The sequence below is a fragment of the Microbacterium festucae genome, from assembly GCF_025421715.1.
Classification (GTDB): Bacteria; Actinomycetota; Actinomycetes; order Actinomycetales; family Microbacteriaceae; genus Microbacterium; species Microbacterium festucae.
In genome coordinates this window covers 241,248-262,021 of sequence record NZ_JAOEFC010000004.1, presented here as the reverse complement: position 1 = coordinate 262,021, position 20,774 = coordinate 241,248, and the positions used below count along the sequence as shown (strand labels likewise).

Sequence of the window (20,774 nt, the reverse complement as noted above, 5' to 3'; positions counted from 1 at the left end):
TCGACCTAGGCCTCGTTCTCGGATGCCGCTTCGTCCCGGCCGCGGCCGGCACGGCCGGCGGTCAGATGCCGCTCGCGCATCGCGAGCCACAGCGGGAACGTGAACGCGAACGCCGTCAGCGCCGAGGCGGCGACGTACGCCCATCCGAACCGCATCCCGATCCGGCGCGATTCCACGATGATCAGGATGCTGCCGGCCACGGCGACGACCAGCAGATCGTTCGTGATCGACGACACCGCCGGTCCGCTGGAGACGAGGTCGCTGATGAAGTCGTTCCCCTCGGCGATGGCGATCGCGTTGTACGTCCAGGTGCCGACGAGGCCGACGACAGCGAGCACGAGGTAGACGACGGCGAGCGGGGTCCAGTGACGGGTCATGCGCCCAGTGTGGCGTCGATGCGCCTCCTGACGGGCCGCGGCGCCCAGACCGCGCCGCGATCCCTTCATCAAAGTCGTTCACCGAAAGGCTGGCGGGACACGTCAGCGGCGCGCCATAGTCGTAGAAGGCCCCCCTGAATCGAGGACTTCATGTCGAACAAGCCCGCCACCCCCACGATCATCGCCCAGCAGTCCGCCCTGCGCGACACGTTGCCGTTCTCAGACACCCGCGATTTCGATGATGCGGAACGCGGCTTCATCGCGGCGTTGGACGACGGTGTGATCCAGGCCTCCGACGGCCGGGTGGTGTGGGATGCCGACAGCTACGCGTTTCTCGACGGCGACGCGCCCGACACAGTCAATCCGAGCCTGTGGCGCCAGTCGCAGCTCGTCGCCAAGCACGGCCTGTACGAGGTCGTCGAGGGCATCTATCAGGTGCGCGGTTTCGACTTGTCGAACATCACGTTCGTCGAGGGCGACACCGGTGTGATCGTCATCGACCCGCTGATCTCGACCGAGACCGCCGCCGCCGCGCTGGCGCTCTACCGCACGCACCGCGGCGACAGGCGGGTCGTGGCGGTCATCTACACGCACAGCCACGTCGACCACTTCGGCGGAGCTTTCGGGGTCACCACGGTCGAGGATGCCGCGTCGGGTGCGGTCAAGGTCATCGCCCCCGAGGGGTTCACCGAGCACGCTGTGGCGGAGAACGTCTATGCCGGAACTGCCATGGCCAGGCGTGCCGGCTACATGTACGGCGCCGCACTGGCCCGCGGACCTCAGGGCGCGGTGGGTGCCGGGCTCGGCCAGACGACCTCGACCGGAGAGGTAGGTCTCATCGTCCCGAACACCGAGATCACCCGCACCGGCCAGACCCTCACGGTGGACGGCGTCGAGATCGAGTTCCAGATGGCGCCGGGCACCGAAGCTCCCGCCGAGATGCACTTCTACTTCCCTCGATACCGGGCCCTGTGCATGGCGGAGAACGCCACCCACACCCTGCACAACCTGCTGACGCTGCGCGGCGCGCTCGTGCGCGACCCGCACGTGTGGTCGCAGTACCTGACCGAGGCGATCGATACCTTCAGCGACCGCGCCGACGTGGCATTCGCGTCACATCACTGGCCCACCTGGACCCGCGAACGCATCGTCGAGTTCCTCTCCACCCAACGCGACCTCTACGCGTACCTCCACGACCAGACCCTGCGACTGATCAACCAGGGGTATCAAGGGGCGGAGATCGCCGAATCGCTCGAGCTGCCGCCGGCCCTCGCCGACTCGTGGAACACGCACGGCTACTACGGCTCGCTCAGCCACAACCTCAAGGCGATCTACCAGCGCTACATGGGCTGGTTCGACGCGAACCCCGCACGGCTGTGGCCGCACCCGCCGGTCGAGCAGGCGCGTCGCTATGTCGCCGCGCTCGGCGGGCTCGACCGCGTCGTCGAGCTCGCGCAGATCGCGTTCGACGAGGGCGACTTCCGGTGGGCGGCCACCCTTCTCGACCACGCCATCTTCACCGACGAGATCCACGCCGGAGCGCGAGAGCTGTATGCCGACACCCTCGAGCAGCTGGGCTACGGGTCGGAGAACGGCACCTGGCGCAACTTCTTCCTCTCGGGCGCGACCGAACTGCGTGACGGGAACTTCGGCACCCCCACCGCCACTGCTGCTCCCGCGATCGTCGCCCAGCTCAGCCCGCAACAGCTGTTCGATTCCCTCGCCATCTCCGTGAACGGACCGAAAGCATGGGATCTGTCGATCGACCTCGACGTGACCCTTACCGATCTCGGCACCAACTACCGGCTGACCCTTCACAACGGTGTGCTCATCTACCGTGAACGCATCGCCGAAGCAGGCGCCGACGCGACGATCACCACGACGAAGGCCCGACTGATCCAGCTCGCCGCCGGCGGCGACCTGACCAGCCCTGGGCTGGACGTCGACGGCGACATCGGCGCACTGCAGGCGCTGCTGGGCGTGCTCGATCAGGGTGATCCCTCGTTCAACATCGTCACCCCGTAACGCGGCGTCCGCCGGTCGGTCGGGACGGGCTGAGGTGCGCTCAGCGGCGGCTTCAGCCCGTCAGCGTGACCGTGTCGGTGACGCTCTTCGCTCCGTCGCTGCCGTACACCGTGGAAGTCAGCGTGTAGGTACCGGCGGGTATCGGGGCCGTGCCGTAGGAGATGGGCCCGGTGATCTCTGCAGAACCGGCCGACGTTCTCCGGTGCACACATAGGTGCGCACAGGCGCTGCTGGGCGTGCTCGATCACCGCGACCCCTCGTTCAACATCGTCACCCCGTAGCGGCGCCCACCGGTCGGGCGCGACCCGATCGCCGCGAGCACCCTCTGGACGATCTCGTCGGTTCCCAGTCCGTACCTCGCGTGCAGAGTGGGCAGCGCCCCCGCATCCAAGAACGCATCGGGCAGCCCGATGCGTTCGACTCTGCGCGGCTTCTGCGACCGGACGACTGCGCTCGCGACAGCTTCGTGCAAGCCACCGATGACGGAGTGGTTCTCGAGGGTGAAGGCCACGCGCGGCGAGTCGAGTTCGCGCAACACGGTGTCGGCGTCGAAGGGTTTGATCGTCGGGCTGTGCACGACGGCGACGTCGACCTTGTGTGCTGCAAGCCGATCGGCGGCCTGCAACGCACGCATCGTCATGAGTCCGCTCGAGATAAATACGACGTCGTTACCCGGGCGGATGAGCTGGGCCTTGCCCAGCTCGAACGCGTAGTCGTACTCGTCGAGCACTGTGGGCACCTGTCCGCGAAGCAGGCGCAGGTAGGTGGGGCCGGCGGATGCCGCGAGTTGCGGCACCGCCTGGGTGATGTCGACCGAGTCGCACGGGTCGACGATGGTGAGGTTGGGCATACCCCGGAAGATGGCGATGTCTTCAGTCGCCTGATGACTGGGGCCGTAGCCGGTCGTCAGGCCGGGCAGGCCGCCGACGATGTTCACGTTGAGGCCCGGTTCGGCGATGTCGAGGCAGATGAAGTCGTAGGCGCGGCGCGCGGCGAAGACCGAGTAGGTCGATGCGAACGGCACGAGCCCGACCTCGGCCAGGCCCGCGGCGGCACCGAAGAGCAGCTGCTCGGCCATCCCCATCTGGAAGAACCGGTCGGGGTGCGCATCGCGGAAGATGTGCATGTCGGTGTACTTGGCGAGATCGGCCGACAAACCGACGATGCGCTCGTCGGTTTCCGCGAGTTCGCGCAGCGCGTGGCCGAACGGAGCCGGAGCCGTCTTCTGCCCGGGGTCTGCGAACGAGGCGATCATCGCCGAGGTCTTGAGCTTGGGCGCGGATGTTGTATTCATCGGTCTCCTCCGTCGTGGCCGGCGGTCAGCTGCTCGCGACAGATGGCCCACTCGTGCTCGTCGATGCGCATGAAGTGGTTCTTCTCACGATGCTCCAGCAACGGGACGCCCCTCCCGACGCGGGTGTCACAGACGAGCACTTGCGGCGGCCCGTCCGCCGCGCGATCGTCTATCTCGTCGAAGGCGGCCAGCAGCCCCTCAGGGTCGTTGCCGTCGACGCGGAATGTGCGCCAGCCGAATGCCTCCCACTTGGCCTCGGCGGGTTCGATCCGCAGCACGTCGGCTGTCGGCCCGTCGGCCTGCAGGGCGTTCATGTCGACGACGGCGGTGAGGTTTCCCAGCCGATGGGATGCTGCGCCCATCGCGGCTTCCCAGGTCGAGCCCTCGTTGAGCTCGCCGTCGGAGAGGAAGTTGAACACGCGGGAGTCGCTGCCGCGGTGTCGCAGGCCGAGCGCCATTCCGACCGCGACGGTCAGACCGTGACCGAGGCTCCCCCCGGAGATCTCCATCCCCGGCGTGTAGCTGGCCATGCCCGACATCGGCAGGCGGGATTCGTCCGACCCGTAGGTGTCGAGCTCCTCCACGGGGATGACCCCCGCTTCGGCCAGTGCCGCGTACAGCCCGATCGCGTAGTGCCCCGTCGACAGCAGCATCCGGTCGCGCTTCTCCCAGTGCGGATCGGCGGGTTCGAATCGAAGCTGATCGGCGTAGAGAGCGGCGAGGATGTCGGCGGCGCCCAACGCCTGTCCGACGTAGCCTTGACCCTGCACTTCACCCATATGGAGGGCGTGGTGACGGATGCGGTGGGCCGCCGCGCGCACGGTGGCGGCCCGCTCGGCGCGGGTTCGTGTGGTGGTCATCGTCGACTCCTCATTAACGGTGGTGGACATCAATGCAGGTGGCTGCCGCCGTTGATGTCGATCGTCGTTCCCTGCAGGTATGACGCCTGGTCGCTGCTGAGGAACACGATGACGTCGGCGACCTCGGCGGTCGTGGCGGTGCGGCCGAGCGGGATGGCGTTCGCGATGGCGGCTTCCTGCTCGTCCGTCGACCCGACGCGGATGTTCGTGTCGACCGCTCCGGGTGCGACCGCGTTCACAGTGACACCGGAGTCGCCGAGCTCGCGGGCGAGCGCCTTGGTGAGCCCGAGCACGGCAGCCTTCGCCGCGGAGTAGGGCACCTTGCCGAACACCCCGCCCCCGCGCTGGGCGCTGACCGAGGACATGTTCACGATTCGGCCGAATCGTTGCTCGATCATGGCGGGCAGAAACGCCCGGGTCATCAGATAGGTGCCGGTCGCGTTCACGGCGAGCACGGTGTTCCAGAGGCTGAGCGTCGTCTCGAGGAAGGGCACGGGAGAGGTGATTCCGGCGATGTTGGCCAGGGCGCCGACGCTGGGGATGTCGCCGGCTGCCACGTGCACGTCGATCGCCTTCTGCGCCGCCTCCACCGACGTCTCATCGGCGACGTCGACACGGGCACCCACAGCCTTAACCCCGGTATCGGCGGCGATCTGCGCCGCGACGCGCACTGCGGCGTCGCCGTCGAGGTCGAGGATGGCGATCCCCCAGCCGGCACGGGCGTAGGCGTATGCGGTGGCCATTCCGATGCCCCGATCGGCGGCGGCGCCGGTGATGACGGCGGTGTAGGTGTGCGGCATTGCGATGACTCCTTCGAACGCATCGTTGCGTGGCTCGACGATAAACCTATTCGTCTAACAGTTCAACTGTCGACTGTTGACAATGATGAGAATCCTGTCGATACTCGTCTCCATCGCCCCTGCCCGGGGCCGCACAATGATGTGAGAAAGGCACGAAGATGAGCCAGACCGCTTCCCTCGAGACCCGCGGGCCCGTTGGCGGAACACCCCAAGCGCGACGGGTCGCCGTCGGTTCCGGAGTGGGGGCCGTGATCGAGACGTACGACTTCATCGGCTTCGGTACCGCCGCGGCCTTGTACTTCGGCACCGCATTTTTTCCCGAGGGAGATGCCCTGACCGGAACACTGCTGTCGTTCGCAACCCTCGGAGTCGGCTTCGCCGCACGCCCGATCGGTGGCATCATCGGTGGCCACCTCGGTGACCGCGTCGGCCGCAAGCCGGTGCTCGTGGCCTCCCTGATCATCATGGGCCTGGCCACCTTCGTGATCGGGCTGCTCCCCACCTACGCCACGGTCGGCATCGTCGCACCGATCCTGCTCGTGACCGTGCGCATCGTGCAGGGCCTGGCGTTCGGCGCGGAGTGGGGCGGTGCGATCCTGATGACCTACGAGCACGCCCCCTGGAACCGCAAGGGCGCTTTCACCGGCATCGTCCAGTCCGGCTTCCCCGTCGGCCTGCTGCTCGCGAACCTCGTGTTCCTCATCAGCGTGCACCTGCCGGGCGACTGGGCATGGCGCGTGCCGTTCCTCGCGAGCATCGTGCTCGTGGTCGTCGGCCTCATCATCCGCGCCAAGGTGCCCGAGTCGCCCGTCTTTGAAGACGTCAAGACGCAGGGCATCGTGCTGAAAGCACCCATCATCGACGTCATCCGCAACGACTGGCGCAATGTCCTGCGGGGCATCGGCCTGCGTATCCCGGAGACCGCCGGCTACGCCGTCTCGGTGACCTACCTGATCTCGTACCTCAACACCAACGAACTCACCGAGAGCTGGCAGACGCTCACCGCCCTCTGCATCGCGGCCGGCATCGGCGTTTTCGCGACCTGGGGATGGGCCCGGCTCACCGACTCGATCGGCCGCCGGCCGATCTACATCGTGGTCACCGCGGTCGCCGTGGTCTGGGGCTTCGTGATGTTCCTCGGCGTCAACACCGGACTCTTCCCCGTCATCATTCTGGTGATCGTGTTGTCGTACGCGGTCTTCCAGAACGCCCTCGCCGGCGCCCAGGGGCCGTGGTTCCCCGAACTGTTCACCGCGAACACGCGCACCTCCGGCGCCTCGTTGGCGTACCAGATCTCGGCCATGGTGTCGGGCTTCACCCCCTTCATCACCACACTGCTCTTCGGGGCGTTCGGGTGGGTCGGACCGGCCGGGCTCTTCGCCCTCTACGGCGCGATCGGATTGGTCGCCGCCCTGTCGACACCCGAGACCTGGACGAAGGCCAACCGGGAGGCAGCCGATCGCGCTACCCGCGAGGCGGGGATTCCGGTTCTGCGCTGAGCGGATCACGAAGAGGCGGCGTCGGTGTTCCGGCGCCGCCTCTTTAGGATGGGAGTCATCGGATGGGGGCACAGACCATGACAGGTGAACAGGCGATCCTCGGCCTTCGCCGCACGACGCTGCGCGAGCAGGCGATCGACTCCCTCCGCCGTGCGATCACCACAGGCGAGCTCGAGCCCGGCTCGCACGTCTCGGAAGTCGACATGGCCGCCCGCCTGCAGATCAGCCGCGGCACCCTGCGCGAGGCGATGCGAGTACTCCAGAACGAAGGGCTCCTCACCTCGTCGGCGCGAGGCCGGCTCCTCGTGCGCCAGATGAGCGACACCGAGCTGCGCGACCTGTTCACGGTGCGCACCGCGCTGGAGGCGCTGGCTGCACAGACCCTCGCCTCCCGTGACGATCTCGACACAGTGACCGGAGAGCTGCGTGCCGCTCTCGCGCGCATGGATGCGGCATCCGGCCCCCCGTGGGAGCCGCGCATGCAAGCCGATCTCGATTTCCATCGTCGAATGTGCGAACTGACCGGCAACGACACCCTCGTGCGCGCCTGGACCGCCCTCGAGGGGTCGATCCAGATGTCGATCGCAGCATCGGGGGTGGAACGGGCCGTCCGCAACATGGACGTGCCCCGGCATCTCGAGATCATCGACGCGATCGCCTCAGGCGATCCCGACACCGCGGCCCGCGCCGTCCGCGCACATATGACGACCGCAGTCTCGGTCCTCATCGACTAGCGTTCCGCGGAGGTCACGCCGTCCGTCGCGGGCGGGGTGGCGCAGGAGCTGTCGTCGATCTCATTCGAGCGACCACGGGAGCGCATGCCCGCCCAGGACGGACCGGCGGGGTCGAGCCCGTCGAACGCGTCGAGGCCCTCCGCCACGACCTCTGCAGGGTCGCGCTCGTCGCCCTCCGTCGCCCACCAGAGGATCGCGGCGGTGATCGTCGCGTGCAACGCGGTTCCGAGGGCGACCGGGACAAGGGCATCCGGCGATGTTCCGCCCGCACGTGCGACGAACCGGATGAGTTCGTCGCGCCAGCTGTCGAACGTCTCGGCGCGCCGGCGGCGAAGTTCGGACGAGGCGGAGATCAACCGTAATCGGGTGCGCAGAACATCGATGGCGTCCACGTTGCCACCCAGCACCTCGAGCACGACCGAGCGGACGGAGGCGAGGACCGGTGCACCATCGGGGATCTCGGCGAATCCGGCGCGGAGCGCGTCGAGCGAGGTGTCGATCCCGCCCCACACGATGTCGGCCTTCGATGGGAAGTAGCGATGGAGGGTACGCACGCTCGTCCCGGCCGTAGCGGCGAGATGCGCCATCGTCACGTTCTCGTAGCCGAGGGCGTCGATCTCGCGCAGGAGGAGCACGCGCATCAGGTCAGGGTCGCCGACGGGCGGTCGACCACCCTTCGCTGAGCGTGTCATCCCGCCACCCTACTGTGCTCGTCGAGTTCTGGCATAGACTGCCAAAACTCAACGACGATATGGAGACCCCATGCCATTCCCTTTCCCCGACGTTTCCGACCGCACACTCGCCGACCTGCTCTCGCTGCGCGGACGCCCCGCCGTCATCACCGGCGGCGCACAGGGTCTCGGCTTCGCCATCGCCCGACGCTTCGCCGAAGCGGGGGCACCGGTCGCCATCGCCGACATCAATGGCACGGCCGCGGCCTCGGCAGCGACCCGACTGGCGGGGGAGTTCGGCGTCGCGACCACCAGCATCGAGATGGACGTCACGCGCGAGGAGTCGGTGGTGGCGGGCATCGAAGCGGCAATCGAGGCCCTGGGCGCACTCTCGATCTGGGTCAACAACGCCGGAGTGTTCCCGAGTGCGCCAGCCGACCGGATGCCGATCGATGCTTGGGATCGCGTGTTCGAGGTGAACACCCGCGGCACCTTCATCGGCTCTCGCGAGGCCGCCAAGCGCATGGGCCCCGACGGCGGGGTCATCGTCAACATCGTTTCGACCGCCGGTTTCCAGTCGCCGGCTCCGGGGCTGGCTGCATACGTGAGCTCGAAGCATGCGGTGCGCGGGATGACGAAGGCGATGGCGCTCGACTTCGCGCCGCTCGGTGTCCGCGTGATCGGCGTCGCACCCAGCTATGTCCCCACGGAGGGGAACATCGCCATGGCGCAGGCGATGATGGAGCAGGCCGCCGCGGCCGGGATCGAGGTCCCCCCGATGGACGTGATGTCGCAGAGCCTCATCGGCCGCGTGGGAACCCCGGATGACATCGCGCGGGTCGCCCTTTTCGCCGCGAGCGACCTCGCCACCATCATGACGGGAAGCGTGCTGCTGGCCGACGCCGGCGAGACGATCTGATCGGGCGCCCGGGCCGCCGCGTATGTGTTGCGGCGGCCTCCGCTGTCACGACAGCAGCGACCCCATCTGCTTCGCGATCATGGTCGTCGCCATCTTCGGGTTGAGTCGGGAGAGGCGGTCCATCGTCGCAGCATCCCGACCAATCGTGGCCCGGAACTTGCCCTTCTCCACGGCGTCGACGATCACCCGCGCCGCATCCTCGGGGCTCGTGGTCTTGAAGGCCGGGGCGTCCGCCGACGCATCCCCGAGGGCCACGCCGGAGTTCGTGGCGATGTCGGTGCCGATCGCACCGGGGAAGACAACGGTCACCGCAACGCGGGTGTCGAGCAGTTCCGCATAGAGCGCTTCGGTGAGGATCTTCACCGCCGCTTTCGAGGCGCCGTAGACAGCCTGGCCGGGGACCGGCGCGTAGGAGCCCATGCTCGCGATGTTGACGAGCGCCGCTTCGGGGCGGGTGAGCAGCACCGGCAGGAACGCCTTGACCATGTTCATGGTGCCCCAGAAGTTCACGTTCATGACCTTCTCGATCTCGCTGAAGTCGAGGTCATTGACAGTCACGAACTTCTGGATCACGCCCGCGACGTTGATGACGGCATCGGCGGGCCCGTGGACGTCGGCCACCGAGGCCGGCAGCGTCTCGACGGCGGCACGGTCGGTGATGTTGACGACGTGCGACGAGAACCGCTCACCGACGGCCGCGAGCCGCTGCGTCTCGGCGAGGCCGTCCGCATTGAGGTCGACACCGGCGACCCGCGCACCGGCCTGGAGGAGTTGCAGGGTGACCTGCCGGCCGATGCCGTTGCCGGCTCCGGTAACGACGAAGACTTTCGAGGAGATGTGCATGGGGGTCCTTTGTGTGATCGATCAGGTGGAGGTGGTCATGGCGTGGAGAACGCGGTCCATCGTGCGCGCGATGCGCAAGGTGTCCTCGTGGGTGTGGTCGGGGTGCTCCAGGCGCCCGTCCCCTAGCGCGGAGATCACGGCGGTGAGCATGGGGCGGTAGCCGTTGCCCTCGCGCGGATGTTCGACGATTTCGGGGGCCACGAAGATGCGCTCCACGGTTCCCGCGTGCACGCGCGCACGGCTGCCGGCCCAGAACATGGGATCGAGGGTGATCCAGCCGCGCTCTCCGCTCACCGTCGCCGAGAGGTCGAGGAACTCGACTCCCGACCAGGCGAGCTGCGCGAAGCCGTCGACACTGTGCAGCGTCGCGCGCCCGTGCACGTCGACGCCGTCGTCGAACGCGCCGGCGGCGTGGATCGACGTCGGCGCCCCGAGGAACCAGTCGGCGAGCGTGATCGGGTAGATTCCGCGATCGAGCAGGATGCTGCCACCTTGGCCGGGGCTGAGGACGTTGCCACGGGCCTGGAACGGTGTGCCGAAGCTCGCGCGCACACTGTTGACCTCGCCGATCAGGCCGTCGGAGATGCGCTCGCGCAGCTCCGTGTGAAGCGGGTTGAATCTCATCCACATCGCTTCCATCGCGAACCGGCCGGTGGCGCGTGCGGCGGCGAAGATCTCCGCCGCGTCGGCCGCGCTCGTCGCGAGTGGCTTCTCGATGAGCACGTGCTTCCCCGCCAGAAGAGCCGCGATCGCGATGTCGCGGTGGGTGGCGGCGGGTGTGGCGACGTAGACGACATCGACGTCGTCCCGATCGAACACCGCTGCGCGCGAATCCGAGGCGAACGGGATGGCGAACTGTTCGGCGAAGGCGTGCGCCCGTTCAGGCCCCCTTCCCCACACTGCTGTCACTGCGCCGGGAGCCACCGCCGACAGATCGGCGGCCATCCGGCGCGAGATGTCTCCGGTTCCGATGATTGCCCATCTGTACATCGTCGCCCCCCGTATGGTCATCCGTCGCAGGCAGCAGCACGTCGCTGGCAACCGGTTGTCAAAACCGATGATACGTGCTGTACTAGTTGCGCGACAAGTGACGTCGCACGTGCGACAGAGGAGTTCGGCTATGGCAGCCCCCACCACGACCACCACGGTGCCCACCGCGCGGCTGCCCTTCGGCAAGCTCGTCGCGTGGGCCGGCGCCGGCCTCTCGGCCGCGGCGAACTTCATCATCCTGGGCTACGTCGCCATCTATTGCACCGACACCCTCGGGCTCTCCCCCGCGGTGGTGGGAGCTCTCCTGCTGGTGAGCAATCTGTGCAACGCAGTGCTCGCTCCGGTAGCCGCCTACATCGTCGACCGCAGCCCCGAGACGCGCTGGGGCAAGGCCCGACCCTACGAGTTCGCGGTGCTCGGAATCTGGGCGACGACCTGGATGCTGTTCTCCACTCCCGCGAGCTTCGGAGAGACGGGACGGATCGTCTGGGTCTTCGTGACGTTCATCACGATCCAGGCAGTGTTCCGCACGCTGCTCGACGCGAATGACAACCTCTACCTCGCGCGAGCCTTCTACGGGCGCCGGGTGTATGCCAAGGTGACGACGCGGTCGGGCATCGTGACCTCCATCGGCGCGATCGCCGTCACCGTGACGCTGCCGATGGTCCTCAACGCCGCCGGCAAGTCCCCCGAGGGGTGGTCCACGGCGATCGCCGGTTTCGCAGTCGTGCTCGGCATCGTGGGCATGTCGCGTTTCCTCTTCGTGAAGGAGACGCACCTCACCGCCGACGCCGCCTCCCCGCCCGTTCGCGTGCGCGACATCCTCCACGCTCTCAAGGGCAACCGATGGATCTTCGCGATCGCCGGCCTCCAGCTGTTCGCCTCGGCAATCAACGGCGCCGGGGCCGGCGCCTACTATTTCCGCTACATCGTCGGAGATCTCGGCATGCAGTCGATCGTGTTGGGAGCGGGCATCATGATCCTGCCGAGCATCATCTTCCTGCCTGTCATCATGAAGCGGTTCGCAATCTCCCAGATCATCATGGTCGGCGCCGTCGCGGGGATGATCGGCTGCGTCATCAATGCGTTCGCGGGTGCGAGCATCCCCTTGTTGGTGGTCGGCAGCCTCTTCACCGGACTCGCTCTGCTGCCGGTGAGCTACCTCGCCGCGGTCATCGTGCTCGACCTCTGCTCTTACAACGAATGGAAGGGCAATCGCCGCCTGGAGAGCACCATCGGCGCGGTCGTCGGTATCTTCACGAAGATCGGTGCGGGACTTGCCGGGGCCTTCGTCGGTCTGGTGCTCACCCTCGCGGGTTACGACGGCACCGTCGAGACGCAGAGCCGCGATGCGAACGCGACGATCGTCGCGCTCTACTCGTGGTTCCCGCTCGTACTCTTCGTCGGCGTGTTCTTCACAATGCTCGTCTATGGCCGCTTCGACCGCCTCATCCTTCCGGGAGTGCAGGCCGAGCTTGAGGCCCGTGGCGTGGAGACGGACGGCGAGACCGATCTCGTCGCTGTCCCCCCGGTGATGGTGGGCGGCCCCGCCGGCATCGACGCGCAGCCGTCGCTCGATCTGCTCGATGTCGAGCGGCGCGGTGAGGAGAACTCCCCCACCGATGGGCGCCGAGCCTGATCAGGCGCCCGCGGGCAAGAGCACGGCGGGGTCCCGATGGGTCCCGCCGTACTCGTTCAGGCCGCGGGGCCGGTGCTGCCTCTGACCACGAGCGCCGTCGCGAGCGTGGAGTCGTCCACCGTGCCCGTCACGTCGTCGAGCTCAGCGAGCACCTTCTCGACGGCCCGCTCCCCCGCTACCTCGAGCTGGGCCTGCACGGTCGTCAGCGGCGGAACGACCAGTTCACTGCCGAAGATGTCATCGAACCCAGCCACGCTGAGCGCATCAGGCACGACCAGACCGGCGGCAGCAGCCGCCTGCATGAGCCCGATCGCCATGAGGTCGTTGAAGGCGACGACGGCGGTCGCGCGTGCCGCGATGACGCGGCGCAGTGACTCGCGGCCCCCTTCGATCGTGGGGCTGTGGGGACCGATCTCCACGACGCCGACCTCGAGCCGCTCGGCGGCATCGAGAATGCTCTCCCATCGCCGCCGACTGATCCACGACGTCTCAGGGCCCGAAAGAAAGACGACCGAGACGTGCCCCAATGCGGCGAGGTGGGCCATCAACGCGTCGACGCCCGTCTCGACGTCGGGCAGCACTGCGGCCACACCGTCGACGTGGCGGTTGATGAGCACCATCGGCTTGCGCGCTGCCAAGGCGCAGATCCGCTCGTCTGCGAGGCGCGTCGTGGCGAGGATGAGCCCATCGACGCTGGGGAGGATGCGCGAGATGGCCTGCGCCTCCGCTTCCCCGGACTCCTGCGACTCCGCGATGACGAGCGTGTACCCGGCCGCGGCAGCCGCGTGCTCGGCACCGCGGACGATACCGAAGATCACGGGGTTGGTGATGTCGGCGACGAGCAGCCCGAGGGTCTGGCTGCGTCCCGTGGGCAGGGCTCGCGCCATCGGGTTGAACTGGAAGTCCAGTCGCTCAGCCGCCAGACGTATTTTCTTCTCGGTCTTCTCGCTGACCCGGCCGGGAACGCTGAGCGCGCGCGAGACGGTCGAGGGATTGACGCCTGCCAGTTCGGCGATGTCGTAGATCGTGGCGGCGCCGCCGCGGCGCTTGATGCGCGCGGCGATCTCGGGGGGAAGGTCCTCCGCCACTGCCACTCCCGTCGTCGAGTCCTCAGCGCTCATGCGCCTCCCACCATTCAAGTGCAGTTCGGGCGATAACCGTGACCGGCGCGTCGACATCGAGTTCCATGCCGGCTTCGTCACCCTCGAGCGGCTCGAGGGTGACGAGCTGGGAGCGCAGGAGCTGCGGGGGCATGAAGTGTCCGGAGCGCGCCGCCGCGCGCGTGGCCAGCAGCTCGTGCGCACCGTGCAGGTGCACGAACAGCACACCCGGCGCCATGGCGCGCAACCGATCACGGTAGGCACGCTTCAGCGCCGAGCACGCCACCACCACTCCCGTCGACGACGACAGTACGCCGCCGACCGCGTCCAGCCACGGCCACCGGTCGGCGTCGTCGAGCGCCATGCCCGCTGTCATCTTCGCGACGTTGGCGGCCGGATGCAGATCGTCGGCGTCGACGAACGCCACGCCGCGCAGGGCCGCCAACTCGATCGCGACCGAAGACTTGCCGGATGCAGAGACGCCCATCACCACGACGGGCGAGGGCGTCACGGCATCCGCGCGAGTCGCCTCACCAGTCATGCACCGTGCCGTCGGACAGGCGGTTGTAGGGCAGGTAGGCCTGCTCGTAGGGGTACTTGCCCGCCTCGTCGACGTTGAGTTCGACCCCCAGGCCCGGCTTGTCCCCCGGGTGCAGCAGGCCGCCGCTCCAGGTGAACGACTGCTCGAAGACCTGGTCAGTTCTGGCGCCGTGCTTCATGTACTCCTGGATGCCGAAGTTGTGGATCGACAGCCCCAGGTGCATGGCGGCTGCCATGCCCACCGGTGAGATGTCGGTCGGGCCGTGCATTCCCGACTTGATCTGGTACATCGCGGCGTAGTCGAGGGTCTTCTTCAGCGCCGTGATCCCGCCCATGTGCGTGACGGCACCGCGCACGTAATCGATGAGCTGGTCTCGGATGATGTCCTTGAAGTCCCACACGGTATTGAAGATCTCGCCGATCGCGAGCGGTGTCGTCGTGTGCTGACGCACGAGACGCAACGCCTCCTGGTTCTCGGCGGGCGTGCAGTCCTCGAGCCAGAACAGGTCGTAGGGCTCGAGCGACTTGCCCAGCTTCGCCGCCTGGATCGGCGTCATACGGTGATGCCCGTCATGCAGCAGCGGCAGGTCGGGGCCGAACTCGTTGCGCACCGCTTCGAACACCGTCGGGAGGTGCCGCAGATAGGGGCGGGTCTCCCAGTCCTCTTCGACGGGCTTGGCGCCGCGGCGCGCGGGCTCGTGGTCGTAGCGCGCTTCCCCGCCGCCGGTGAACGACGACTGCGCGGCGATTCCGTAGATCGCCTTGAGCCCCGGCACGGCGGTCTGGATGCGGATCGCCCGATACCCCTGTTCCAGGTGGTCGCGGACGGAGTCGAACAGGGAGGGCAGGTCGGTCCCCGATGCGTGCCCGTACGCCAGCAGGCCCGAGCGCGACGCGCCACCCAGCAGCTGGTACACCGGCATCCCGGCGGCTTTGCCCTTGATGTCCCACAGCGCCATGTCGACCGCGGCGATCGCGGCCATCGTAACGGGCCCTCGACGCCAGTACGCCGATCGGTACAGGAACTGCCATGTGTCCTCGATCTTCGAGGCGTCGCTGCCGATCAGCAGCGGCACGATGTGCTCCTGCAGGTACGCGACGACGGCGAGCTCCCGGCCGTTGAGCGTCGCGTCGCCCAGACCGGTGAGTCCGTCGCGGGTGGTCAGCTTCAGCGTGACGAAGTTGCGATCGGGGCTCGTGATGATGACTTCGGCTTTGTCGATGATCATGATGACTCCTCGGTTCTGCAGGTCAGTCGACGGCGCCGGGCTTGCGGCCGTCGAGCCCCCGCCAGCGGCGACGCAGCGACAGTGCGGCCGACTTCGGGCGACGATCACGCGTGAACACGCCCTTCTTGTTCCCGTCGACGCGGTGGATGCCGTTGGACGTCGCGAAGTCGGCGAAGTTCCAGACCTGCTCACCGACGAACTGGGGGAACCGGTCGAAGACGCGGTGGTACATCGCAAGGAGGTCGGTCTGGTACTCCTCTGTCCAGGCCTGGTCCCACACCGAATGCAGACCCGGTTGGGTGTCGGCGCCGTACTCGGTCATCATGATGGGCTTTCCGGTGCGGTCGATCCACCCCTGGATATCCCCCTGCAGATACATCTCGGCGGTGGTGAGATCTCCGGTGGAGATGTACCAGCCGTAGTAGCGATTCATGCTGACCACGTCGAAGAGGTCGACGATCTGATCGTTCTTGAACGTGGCGAACATCACCAGGGAGTAGGTCAGCGGGCGGGTCGGGTCGAGGTCGCGAGCGAGGTTCACCAAGGGCTCGAAGTACTCGCGAGCGCCGTCCTCGTTGGATGCGGGCTCGTTGGCGATGCACCACATCACGACGGAGGGGTGATTCTTGTCACGACCGATGAGCTCGCGCAAGTGCTGCGCGTGCGCGGCCTGCGTCGCGGCGCCGGCGTACTGCTCCGAGAAGGTCGGGAACGGCGGCGTTCCGGACATGCCGCCGACGACGCCCATGTTGAGCCCGACCGCCGCGGTCTCGTCGATCACGACGATGCCCCGCCGGTCGGCGAAGTCGAGCACGTCCTCTGCGTAGGGGTAGTGGGACGTGCGGAACGAGTTCGCGCCCGTCCATTCCATCAGCTGGAAGTCGTGCACCATGTAGGCGTTGTCGTGACCTTTACCGCGCACGGCGGTGTCTTCGTGCTTGCCGAAGCCGGTGAAGTAGAAGGGCTCACCGTTGATGAGGAACTCGTGGCCGCGCACCTCCACGGTGCGCACGCCTACGGCGAGCGAGTACGCGTCGACGACGACGCCGTCGTGAAGGGCCTCGACGGTCAGCTCGTAGAGATAGGAGGCACCAGGCTTCCACAGCACGACGTCCGGCACCTCGAGCACCCCGGCTGCACCGGAGCCCTCGGCGACGACGGCACCGGTCGCGTCGGTGAGTCGCACGCGCACCGCGGCGTCGCCGACGAGCGCGACCCGGTAGTCGACAGAGCCCGTCGTCCCCTCGAAGCCGGTGACGACGGTGACGTCGTCGACGCGGGTCGTCGGCACCGAGTAAAGCCACACCGACCGCGCGAGTCCCGCGTAGTTGTAGAAGTCGTGGAAGTAGGTCTGGGTCCGCTTGCCCGTCATCCCCACCTCGATCTTGCCCGGAGGAATCGTCTCGTTGCTCAGGTCGCCGCTGACGGCGACCGTCAGCCGGAACGCACCGCCGGCCTCGACGTGAGAGGTGATGTCGACGTCGAACGGCGTGTAGCCGCCGATGTGCTCGCCGACGAGCGTGTCCCCGAGGTAGATACGCGCCGCATGAGTGGCGGCGTCGAAACGCAGGAAGATGAGCTCCCCGCCCCACCCCCGAGGCACGCGCACCTCACGCTGGTAGTAGACCCAGCCCACGTGATCGCGGATTTCCGCATCGGTGAAAAGGTCGTTGTAGCTGGCCGGTACCGCCGCTTCGAGCGGAGTGTCCAGGCGCGCCGTCCACGGCTGGTCGCCGACGCGGGAGTCGATGGCGAAGCGCCAGACCCCGTCGAGGTTGACGAGTTCACGGGTGGGGGTGGAGATGGGCTTCAGCATCGATGGCCTTCCTGCGCGTCGCTGCGATGTGTGGTTCCAGTGAACCAGGTTGAGGAACAATTGGCAACCGATTGCCACCGAGGGTTCATCGGATGCCGTGGACTTTGCTCGCGATGATCGATCCGCCGATGAGGGCGAGCACCGCGGAGGTGAGATAGAGGAGCGTGAAGTTCTGGCCGCTGTCGCCCACCATGAGCAGCAACGGCGCGGTGACCGGCGCGAGCACGCCGGGGATCTTCTGCGCGAACATCGTGATGGCCATGTACCGGCCGGCCTGGGTCTCGCGCTCCGGGAGCACGTCGAGCACGAGAGCTTGGCCCACGGCGGAGAACGAGGCGATACCGAGCGAGCCGATCAGCACACCCACGATGATCATCACCAGATCGTGCGCGAAGGCGGAGACCACCGCCCCGCCCGCGAACAGGGCAGCGCCCGCGAGGATGATCGGCTTGCGACGGCGCCAGCGGTCGCTGATCCATCCGCCGCCGAGCGACCCGAGCATCGCGGTGCCGATGCTGAGCGCCGAGGTGAGCGCCTGCACGCCCGCGACATCGGCCACCGGCATGGCCAGCCGCTGCGCGATGAAGAAGACGGTGAAGCTCGTCGTCAGGCTCAGCCCGAGGAAGAACACGAATCGGCCGAGCCAGTTCCAGGCAAAGTCGGGCACATCGCGGGGACGGAAGAGATAACTGCGCAGCAGCGCCCCGACCGTCAGCGGCGAGTCGAACCTCACGTCGCGCGTGTCCGGCTCGGGGGCGAGCAGCACGAACAACCCCACCAGCACGACCGCCACCGCAGCCGGCACCGCGAAGACGAGCAGGATGTCACCTCGCAAGGGCCCGACCATGATGATCCCGATCACCGGAGCGATCTGCATCGTCACCCCGGTGAGGCCCGACACGCTGCCACGCTGACCGGGCGGAAGACGGTCGGCCTGCCAGTTGCCGACAGAACCTGCGGCGGTCCCCCACCCGACCGTGCACAGCACCCAGCCGATGCCGAGCCACAGGAGATCGGGCGCGAACGACATCACAGGCACCGCCGCCACGCCCACCACCATGCCGATGACGGTGAACGGACGTCGGCGACCCCAGCGCGTGCGCGTGCGGTCGCTGAGGATGCCGGTCATCGGCGCGAGGACGAGCGTCGCGGCCGCACCGACACCGAGGATGTAGCCGAGGACGTCGGTGCGCCCAGGGGCCAGCTGATCGAGCCGCACGGCGAGTGAGTAGGCCATCGGCACGATCATCGCCATTCCGCCGCCGAAGGTCGCCGCGACCAGCAGCACGATCTGCCAGCGCGGAACCGGCGCCCCTTCGACAGGCTCGTGAGCGGGGGGCGCCGGCGTCACGGACGGGTCGGGAAGTGAGACGTTGCCGGCCGGCAGCCGCTCGTGGTCACCGGCGCGTGCCGTCACGGCGCGTGCCTCCGAGTCGCTGGACACCGACGCCCCGTCTGCCGGTCAGGCCAGGCCGTTGCGCTGCGCGACCTCGCCGAGCCATCCGAGGCTGGGCTTCGGGGTGCGCGCGAACGTCTCGCGGTCCACGGCGATCAGGCCGAACGTCGGAGCCCAGTGTCCCCACTCGTAGTTGTCGAGAAGACTCCAGTGCAGGTAGCCGCGCACGTCGATTCCGTCGGCCATCGCACCGAGCAGACCCTGCAGCGCCTCATCGGTGTAACGGATGCGCTGGGTGTCGTCGGCGGTCGCGATGCCGTTCTCCGTCACCAAGATGGCAACGCCCTCGGACACCTCCCAGGCGTGACGGACAGCCATGCCCAGCGCGTCAGGGCGGTAGGAGGTGCCTACCAGCGTGTTGTCCGGCAGCTGCGGGTGCGGGACGAGACCGTTCGCGTCGACCTCCTGGCTGGAGTAGGCCTGCACACCGACGAAGTCGTCGCCGCGCGAACCCTCCCAGTAGACGTCTTCTTTGCCGTAGCGGATCTCTTCGAGCTTCTGCTCCCCACCGGGGGCTGCCGTCAGCGCGCCGGCCGCGATCGTCCAGCCCACCTTCGCCCCGGTGCGCGCCCGCACCACCGCGCGTGCTGCGTGGTGGATCTCGACGAACCTGCGCCCGATCTCCGGATCGGCGTAGGTGAGGAACTCGCTGTGCGTGTTCTTCTTCTCACCCTGATCGCTGGCCGAGGCGTCGTCGGTGGATGCGCTGTCGGTGCTCTCGACCGTGGGGCTCTGCCACTGTCCGCCACCGGACTGAGCCATCCGCCGCATGGCCGTCATGATGGCGGCTTGCATGTTCGGCTCGTTCATCGTGGCCACCCACTCGACGCCGTCGAGAATGGTGGTCGCCTCCTCAGTGAAGCGCACGAAGCACTCGAGGGCGTCGGGCGCCGTCCAGCCGCCGGCCTCGGCGAACCACTGGGGGGTCGTGAAGTGCTGGAGGGTGACGACGGGCGCGACGCCGCGCTCGAAGCAATACTCGATGACCCGGCGGTAGTGCGCGAGTTCGGCACGGGAGAACCGCCCGCGCAGTGGTTCGATGCGCGACCACTCGAGGCTGAAGCGGTAGGCGGTCAGGCCCGCGTCTGCGAGAAGGTCGATGTCCTCGCGGTAGCGGTGGTAGCTGTCGCAGGCATCGCCCGACAGCTCCATGCCGGGCATCTGCTGTTCGCGGGCCCACCAGTCGCTGTTGATGTTGTTGCCTTCGATCTGGTGACCAGCCGTCGCCGCGCCCCAGAGAAAACCGTCAGGGAAGTTCGTCATCGCACATCCTTTGCGTCGATCGGTCCGTGCAACCGATTGCCACCACGGTAGCATACGATTTCGAAAGGTCTCACTATTTTTGAGGGAGAGCATGATGGCTCAGTACGCGAAGTCAGCGGCGGTGCGCGAGGGAATCATCGAGGCGTGCCTGTCCGCATTCGGCGACTCGGGATTCCACGGCGCGTCCATGGCGGAGATCGCTCGCCGTGCCGGCATCAGTCACACCGGGCTCCTCCACCACTTCCCCCGCAAAGAGGCGCTGCTCACCGCGGTGCTCGACCTACAGGACCGCCGCAGCGCCGCCTACCTTGCCGAGCACTCCGCATTCGAACCCGGTTCCGACCCGCTCGTGCTGCTGCGCGGCATGGCTACGGCACTGATCGACCGAGATCGCCAACCCGGTCTGGTCGAGCTCACGGCGGTACTGTCCGGTGAGGCCACCCGACCCGGGCATCCCGCACACGACTACTTCGCGCAGCGCTATCGCAACATCCGCAGCTTCATGACCCGTCTGTTCGCCCGCCTGCGAGACGAGGGGCGACTGTCGACGACCCTGCCCGCCGACGCGCTGGCCGCGCTCGTGATCGCCGCCATGGACGGCCTCCACACGCAGTGGCTCTACGATCGATCCGCGATCGACGTCGACGGGACCGTGCAGGACTTCTTCGCCTCGCTCGTCCCCGAGCTGGCAATCCCGGGACCGGCGTGACGACCCCGCC

The 20,774-nt window shown here is 67.6% G+C and carries 19 protein-coding genes; 6 read left to right on the top strand and 13 right to left on the bottom strand.

The window, feature by feature from the left end; all coding sequences use genetic code 11:
- Positions 1 to 5: 5 nt before the first annotated feature.
- Positions 6 to 377: a DUF2834 domain-containing protein gene (locus N3K63_RS13950; RefSeq protein ID WP_261580800.1), complete on the bottom strand. Its 372-nt coding sequence runs from the start codon at positions 375 to 377 to the stop codon at positions 6 to 8.
- A gap of 150 nt (positions 378 to 527) precedes the next feature.
- Between N3K63_RS13950 and N3K63_RS13945 the strand changes: the two genes are divergently transcribed.
- Positions 528 to 2,402: an alkyl/aryl-sulfatase gene (locus tag N3K63_RS13945; protein ID WP_261580799.1), complete on the top strand. Its 1,875-nt coding sequence runs from the start codon at positions 528 to 530 to the stop codon at positions 2,400 to 2,402.
- Between the two features lie 244 nt (positions 2,403 to 2,646).
- Here the strand turns inward: N3K63_RS13945 and N3K63_RS13940 are convergent, their stop codons facing one another.
- From N3K63_RS13940 to N3K63_RS13930, 3 genes are read right to left on the bottom strand one after another with little or no spacing between them, the layout of a single operon-like run.
- Positions 2,647 to 3,696, bottom strand: a complete 1,050-nt coding sequence (locus N3K63_RS13940) for a transketolase family protein (RefSeq protein WP_261580872.1) — start codon at positions 3,694 to 3,696, stop codon at positions 2,647 to 2,649.
- Entirely contained in the window at positions 3,693 to 4,556 is an 864-nt protein-coding gene (locus N3K63_RS13935; protein WP_261580798.1) for a transketolase, read from the bottom strand. Before N3K63_RS13935 ends, N3K63_RS13940 begins: the two co-directional genes overlap by 4 nt.
- Before the next feature lie 29 nt (positions 4,557 to 4,585).
- Positions 4,586 to 5,356 carry an SDR family NAD(P)-dependent oxidoreductase gene (locus N3K63_RS13930; protein ID WP_261580797.1) on the bottom strand — a complete coding sequence of 257 codons (771 nt, stop codon included), beginning with the start codon at positions 5,354 to 5,356 and terminating at the stop codon, positions 4,586 to 4,588.
- Between the two features lie 158 nt (positions 5,357 to 5,514).
- Between N3K63_RS13930 and N3K63_RS13925 the strand changes: the two genes are divergently transcribed.
- Positions 5,515 to 6,855: an MFS transporter gene (locus tag N3K63_RS13925; protein WP_261580796.1), complete on the top strand. Its 1,341-nt coding sequence runs from the start codon at positions 5,515 to 5,517 to the stop codon at positions 6,853 to 6,855.
- Positions 6,856 to 6,932: 77 nt separating this feature from the next.
- Positions 6,933 to 7,589 carry a GntR family transcriptional regulator gene (locus tag N3K63_RS13920; RefSeq protein WP_261580795.1) on the top strand — a complete coding sequence of 219 codons (657 nt, stop codon included), beginning with the start codon at positions 6,933 to 6,935 and terminating at the stop codon, positions 7,587 to 7,589.
- On the opposite strand, the gene N3K63_RS13915 is transcribed toward N3K63_RS13920, so the two are convergent.
- Positions 7,586 to 8,224, bottom strand: coding sequence for an acyl-CoA-like ligand-binding transcription factor (locus tag N3K63_RS13915; RefSeq protein ID WP_261580794.1), 639 nt, complete (start codon positions 8,222 to 8,224; stop codon positions 7,586 to 7,588). The genes N3K63_RS13920 and N3K63_RS13915 overlap by 4 nt on opposite strands.
- Positions 8,225 to 8,351: 127 nt before the next feature.
- Between N3K63_RS13915 and N3K63_RS13910 the strand changes: the two genes are divergently transcribed.
- Positions 8,352 to 9,179, top strand: coding sequence for an SDR family NAD(P)-dependent oxidoreductase (locus N3K63_RS13910; RefSeq protein WP_261580793.1), 828 nt, complete (start codon positions 8,352 to 8,354; stop codon positions 9,177 to 9,179).
- 45 nt (positions 9,180 to 9,224) lie between these two features.
- On the opposite strand, the gene N3K63_RS13905 is transcribed toward N3K63_RS13910, so the two are convergent.
- Both N3K63_RS13905 and N3K63_RS13900 read right to left on the bottom strand, forming a co-directional pair.
- Positions 9,225 to 10,022, bottom strand: coding sequence for an SDR family NAD(P)-dependent oxidoreductase (locus N3K63_RS13905; protein WP_261580792.1), 798 nt, complete (start codon positions 10,020 to 10,022; stop codon positions 9,225 to 9,227).
- Between the two features lie 21 nt (positions 10,023 to 10,043).
- Positions 10,044 to 10,967, bottom strand: coding sequence for a Gfo/Idh/MocA family protein (locus N3K63_RS13900; protein ID WP_261580791.1), 924 nt, complete (start codon positions 10,965 to 10,967; stop codon positions 10,044 to 10,046).
- A 25-nt stretch (positions 10,968 to 10,992) separates the two neighbouring features.
- Here N3K63_RS13900 and N3K63_RS13895 point away from each other — a divergent pair, with 25 nt between their 5' ends.
- On the top strand, positions 10,993 to 12,651 hold the full coding sequence (locus N3K63_RS13895; RefSeq protein WP_261580790.1) for an MFS transporter: 1,659 nt from the start codon (positions 10,993 to 10,995) through the stop codon (positions 12,649 to 12,651).
- Positions 12,652 to 12,707: 56 nt separating this feature from the next.
- On the opposite strand, the gene N3K63_RS13890 is transcribed toward N3K63_RS13895, so the two are convergent.
- From N3K63_RS13890 to N3K63_RS13865, 6 genes are all read right to left on the bottom strand, one after another.
- On the bottom strand, positions 12,708 to 13,772 hold the full coding sequence (locus N3K63_RS13890) for a LacI family DNA-binding transcriptional regulator (RefSeq protein ID WP_261580789.1): 1,065 nt from the start codon (positions 13,770 to 13,772) through the stop codon (positions 12,708 to 12,710).
- A complete protein-coding gene (locus tag N3K63_RS13885) occupies positions 13,762 to 14,262 on the bottom strand; it encodes a gluconokinase (RefSeq protein WP_261580788.1) in 501 nt (166 codons plus the stop codon). Before N3K63_RS13885 ends, N3K63_RS13890 begins: the two co-directional genes overlap by 11 nt.
- Positions 14,263 to 14,281: 19 nt before the next feature.
- A complete protein-coding gene (gene manD / locus N3K63_RS13880) occupies positions 14,282 to 15,520 on the bottom strand; it encodes a D-mannonate dehydratase ManD (RefSeq protein ID WP_261580787.1) in 1,239 nt (412 codons plus the stop codon).
- A 22-nt stretch (positions 15,521 to 15,542) separates the two neighbouring features.
- Positions 15,543 to 17,336 carry a beta-glucuronidase gene (gene uidA / locus N3K63_RS13875; RefSeq protein ID WP_261580786.1) on the bottom strand — a complete coding sequence of 598 codons (1,794 nt, stop codon included), beginning with the start codon at positions 17,334 to 17,336 and terminating at the stop codon, positions 15,543 to 15,545.
- A gap of 85 nt (positions 17,337 to 17,421) precedes the next feature.
- Positions 17,422 to 18,753 (bottom strand): MFS transporter, encoded by a 1,332-nt coding sequence (locus tag N3K63_RS13870; RefSeq protein WP_261580785.1) that lies wholly within the window; start codon positions 18,751 to 18,753, stop codon positions 17,422 to 17,424.
- A gap of 45 nt (positions 18,754 to 18,798) precedes the next feature.
- The gene (locus tag N3K63_RS13865) at positions 18,799 to 20,055 is read right to left on the bottom strand and encodes a glycoside hydrolase family 1 protein (RefSeq protein ID WP_261580784.1); all 1,257 of its coding nucleotides are present in this window, start codon (positions 20,053 to 20,055) and stop codon (positions 18,799 to 18,801) included.
- A gap of 94 nt (positions 20,056 to 20,149) precedes the next feature.
- Here N3K63_RS13865 and N3K63_RS13860 point away from each other — a divergent pair, with 94 nt between their 5' ends.
- Positions 20,150 to 20,764 (top strand): TetR/AcrR family transcriptional regulator, encoded by a 615-nt coding sequence (locus tag N3K63_RS13860; protein ID WP_261580783.1) that lies wholly within the window; start codon positions 20,150 to 20,152, stop codon positions 20,762 to 20,764.
- Positions 20,765 to 20,774 lie beyond the last annotated feature (10 nt).

Excerpts from the sequence above, each read along its gene's own strand:
- uidA (WP_261580786.1), bottom strand. The coding sequence starts at position 17,336 with ATGCTGAAGCCCATCTCCACCCCCACCCGTGAACTCGTCAACCTCGAC.
- N3K63_RS13920 (WP_261580795.1), top strand. The coding sequence starts at position 6,933 with ATGACAGGTGAACAGGCGATCCTCGGCCTTCGCCGCACGACGCTGCGC.
- N3K63_RS13925 (WP_261580796.1), top strand. The coding sequence starts at position 5,515 with ATGAGCCAGACCGCTTCCCTCGAGACCCGCGGGCCCGTTGGCGGAACA.
- N3K63_RS13905 (WP_261580792.1), bottom strand. The coding sequence starts at position 10,022 with ATGCACATCTCCTCGAAAGTCTTCGTCGTTACCGGAGCCGGCAACGGC.
- N3K63_RS13940 (WP_261580872.1), bottom strand. The coding sequence starts at position 3,696 with ATGAATACAACATCCGCGCCCAAGCTCAAGACCTCGGCGATGATCGCC.
- N3K63_RS13900 (WP_261580791.1), bottom strand. The coding sequence starts at position 10,967 with ATGGCCGCCGATCTGTCGGCGGTGGCTCCCGGCGCAGTGACAGCAGTG.
- manD (WP_261580787.1), bottom strand. The coding sequence starts at position 15,520 with ATGATCATCGACAAAGCCGAAGTCATCATCACGAGCCCCGATCGCAAC.
- N3K63_RS13865 (WP_261580784.1), bottom strand. The coding sequence starts at position 20,055 with ATGACGAACTTCCCTGACGGTTTTCTCTGGGGCGCGGCGACGGCTGGT.
- N3K63_RS13930 (WP_261580797.1), bottom strand. The coding sequence starts at position 5,356 with ATGCCGCACACCTACACCGCCGTCATCACCGGCGCCGCCGCCGATCGG.
- N3K63_RS13890 (WP_261580789.1), bottom strand. The coding sequence starts at position 13,772 with ATGAGCGCTGAGGACTCGACGACGGGAGTGGCAGTGGCGGAGGACCTT.
- N3K63_RS13895 (WP_261580790.1), top strand. The coding sequence starts at position 10,993 with ATGATTGCCCATCTGTACATCGTCGCCCCCCGTATGGTCATCCGTCGC.
- N3K63_RS13935 (WP_261580798.1), bottom strand. The coding sequence starts at position 4,556 with ATGACCACCACACGAACCCGCGCCGAGCGGGCCGCCACCGTGCGCGCG.
- N3K63_RS13910 (WP_261580793.1), top strand. The coding sequence starts at position 8,352 with ATGCCATTCCCTTTCCCCGACGTTTCCGACCGCACACTCGCCGACCTG.
- N3K63_RS13860 (WP_261580783.1), top strand. The coding sequence starts at position 20,150 with ATGGCTCAGTACGCGAAGTCAGCGGCGGTGCGCGAGGGAATCATCGAG.
- N3K63_RS13945 (WP_261580799.1), top strand. The coding sequence starts at position 528 with ATGTCGAACAAGCCCGCCACCCCCACGATCATCGCCCAGCAGTCCGCC.
- N3K63_RS13950 (WP_261580800.1), bottom strand. The coding sequence starts at position 377 with ATGACCCGTCACTGGACCCCGCTCGCCGTCGTCTACCTCGTGCTCGCT.